Source organism: Mesorhizobium sp. M7A.F.Ca.MR.362.00.0.0 (genome assembly GCF_004023175.1).
In the GTDB taxonomy this organism is placed as follows: Bacteria; Pseudomonadota; Alphaproteobacteria; order Rhizobiales; family Rhizobiaceae; genus Mesorhizobium.
This window is the reverse complement of record NZ_RZTF01000040.1, coordinates 1-2,803: the sequence shown is the minus strand read 5'-3', so window position 1 is coordinate 2,803 and position 2,803 is coordinate 1. Positions and strand designations below refer to the sequence as shown.

Annotated in this window: 4 protein-coding genes; all 4 read right to left on the bottom strand. The window is 65.3% G+C overall.

Translation table 11 applies throughout. From position 1 onward, the window contains the following. Nucleotides 1–469: flagellar basal body-associated FliL family protein (locus tag EOC06_RS08345; RefSeq protein ID WP_245469402.1), on the bottom strand; the 469-nt coding region annotated here is incomplete at its 3' end. Nucleotides 470–486: 17 nt separating this feature from the next. Continuing rightward, a complete protein-coding gene (gene flgH / locus EOC06_RS08340; protein ID WP_128307490.1) occupies nt 487–1,194 on the bottom strand; it encodes a flagellar basal body L-ring protein FlgH in 708 nt (235 codons plus the stop codon). Continuing rightward, entirely contained in the window at nt 1,191–1,781 is a 591-nt protein-coding gene (locus tag EOC06_RS08335; protein ID WP_164762499.1) for a MotE family protein, read from the bottom strand. The genes flgH and EOC06_RS08335 overlap by 4 nt, the downstream gene beginning before the upstream one ends. A 3-nt stretch (nt 1,782–1,784) precedes the next feature. Beyond that, the coding region (locus EOC06_RS08330; RefSeq protein ID WP_164898505.1) for a flagellar basal body P-ring protein FlgI at nt 1,785–2,803 on the bottom strand (1,019 nt) is incomplete at its 5' end.

Sequence of the window (2,803 nt, the reverse complement as noted above, 5' to 3'; positions counted from 1 at the left end):
GAATCTGCTTGGCGTGACCCTGGCTGCGGATCGAGGCGCGTTCCTCAAGATCGGCCTTCAGGTGCTGGTAGCCGCTGGCGCCCTCGATCTGATGCATCTTCAAGGTGCGCACCAGGGCCAGAAGATCCTGGTGGATGTCATCCGACATTGCCTGTGGCTGCGGCCCGTCATAGACGACGGACACCTCCATTCTGATCCAGGTATCGGCAGGCGAGGCGATGTTGGTGGTGATCGGCGCCAGCACGACAAGCATCGGGCCCAGGCCTGGCTGCTCGGCCGCGGTGGGCTGCATGATCTTGCCTTCGTTCTCAGGCGCGACCGGTACCGACGCCGGTGCGCCGACGCCTTTGAGATAACCGCCGGACATCCAGCCCATGCCAATGGCGGCCGCCGTCACAAGCAGCAGCAGGCCGGCCTGGATGGCAGGGGAGGGACCCTTGCGTGGCTGAACCTGTTCGATATTTGCCACGGCGCCCTGCTCCGATCCTAGAACGGAAGAACCTGGTCGAGAATCTGCTGGCCGTAGGCAGGCTGCTGGACCTCGGTGATGCGACCGCGTCCGCCGTAGGAGATGCGAGCCTCGGCGATACGTTCGTAGGGGATGGTGTTTTCGGCGCCGATATCGGCCGGCCGCACGATGCCGGCGAGCGTCAGCACCCTGAGCTCGGCATTGACGCGCACTTCCTGCGATCCGGTGATCATCAGATTGCCGTTGGGAAGCACATCGGTGACGATCGCCGCGACATTGAGCTCAAGCGTCTCCGAGCGCTTGATCTCGCCGTCGGCAGTCGTGTCCGTGGTGGAGCTGAGAGCCCCAGCGCCCTTGCCGGCGGTGCTCCACTTGTCCCACTGCGCGCTGAGGTCGTAACCGAGCTTGCGACTGGCGGTGCGGCTCCTGTCGTTCTGGTTCTTGAAGTTGGCCCGATCGTTGATCTTGATCTTGACCGTCAGGATGTCGCCCTGGGACAGCGCCCGCGGGTCGGTGAACAGCCGGCTCTGGCGGTCGTCCCACAACGAGAATTTCTTGACTGGCGCGGGCGGCGTTTGCGGGTAGCGATAGAGGGAGCCGGTGCTGCCGCCATCGATGCCGGAGCCGACCGGGGACAGAGCCGGCTCCCTGCCGACCTCCTTGAGGTTGGTTCCGCAACCCGACAGCATGGTGACCGCGCACAGGACAAGCATTTTCCGGATCATGACGGATCTACCCTTCGGGCTGCGCTGGCCATAATGCCGGTGAGCGTCGCCGCCGCCTTCTGGTCCATTTCGTTGAGGATGACGCTCGCCTTGCGTGTATCGAGCTTCATCAATATGGCCGCAGCCAGATCGGCGTTGACGATGGCCAGCCGCTCGGCGGCGGCGTCGGGCTTCATGCCGGCGTAGATCTGGACGACGCCGTCTTCTGCCCGGGCCAGGAAAACCTCGCGCCGCTTCAGCCAGGTCTCGTATTCAGCTTTCTTTGCATCGAGAGCTTTCATGCGCTCGTCAATGCCGGCCTGGAGCTGCTTCAGTTCCTCCGCCTGCAGGACATAGCGGCGGTCGCGGGCGGCGTCGGCGATGTTTGAGCAGAAGCGCTCGATCTCGCTTTGGTCCGGCGCCTTTTCCCGCGTCAATTGCTGCGGCGCCGCTGCCACCGGTGCCCCCGGCAGGACCTGGCGGACCGTCTCCTCGCCGCGCGCAGTGTCGCCGGCAAAGGGCAGCGTCGCGAGAATAGCGGTCGCGAGCAGGATCGCGGCTTTGCGGTGTCTGCCGTCATGGCGTGGGAAGGAGCGCGTCATCGGCATCGCCTATTGCAGAACCAGGTCGGCCTGCAGAGCCCCGGCCGACTTGATGCCCTGCAGGATGGCGATGATGCCATCCGGCTTGACGCCGAGGCGGTTGAGGCCGGAAACGAGGGTCTGGAGATCGGGTCCGTCAAGCACGGCAACGCGGGCGTCGGGCCGGCTGGCGTCGATGGCGGTGAACGGTTCGACGGCGGTCTCGCCCTTGGAGAAGGGCTCGGGCTGGACGATGCGCGGCGCTTCGGTGATGCGCACGGTGAGCGTGCCGTGGCTGATGGCGACACGTGAGATCTTGACGTCATTGCCGATGACGATGGTGCCGGTGCGCTCGTCGATCACGACACGGGCCGGCGTGTCGGATTCGACCACCAGATTCTCGATTTCGGCATAGAAGCGCGCCGCCGAGACACCCTTCGGCCTTCTGATCTGCACGGTGCGAGAATCGCGCTCTGCCGCCACTCGCATGCCGAAGCGCTGGCCGGTGTAGTCGTTGATGGCGTCCGCGATGCGGATAGCGGTCGAGAAATCGGGATTGCGCAGTTGCAGCGTCAGGACCGCCTGATCGTCGAACTCGGCCTGGACAGCACGCTCGACGATGGCGCCGTTCGGCACGCGGCCGGAGGTCGGCACGCCTTGCGTCAGCTGCTCGGCCTGTCCCTGGGCGGTAAAGCCGGACACGATGACCGAGCCCTGGCCGACGGCATAGATCTCGCCGTCCGCCGCCTTCAGCGGCGTCATGATCAGCGTGCCGCCGGAAAGCGAGGTCGCGTCGCCCATCGAGGAGACGTCGATGTCGATGCGGGCGCCCGATTGCACGTAGGGCGGCATGTTGGCGGTGACGATGACGGCGGCGACATTCTTGGCGCGCGCACTGCCGCCTTCGGTGGCGATGCCGAGATTTTCGAGCATCGCGCGGATCGACTGTTCGGTGAATGGCGAGTTGCGCAGGCTGTCGCCCGATCCGGCAAGGCCGATGACCAGGCCGTAGCCGACGAGCTGATTGTCGCGCGAACTCTGCAACCTGT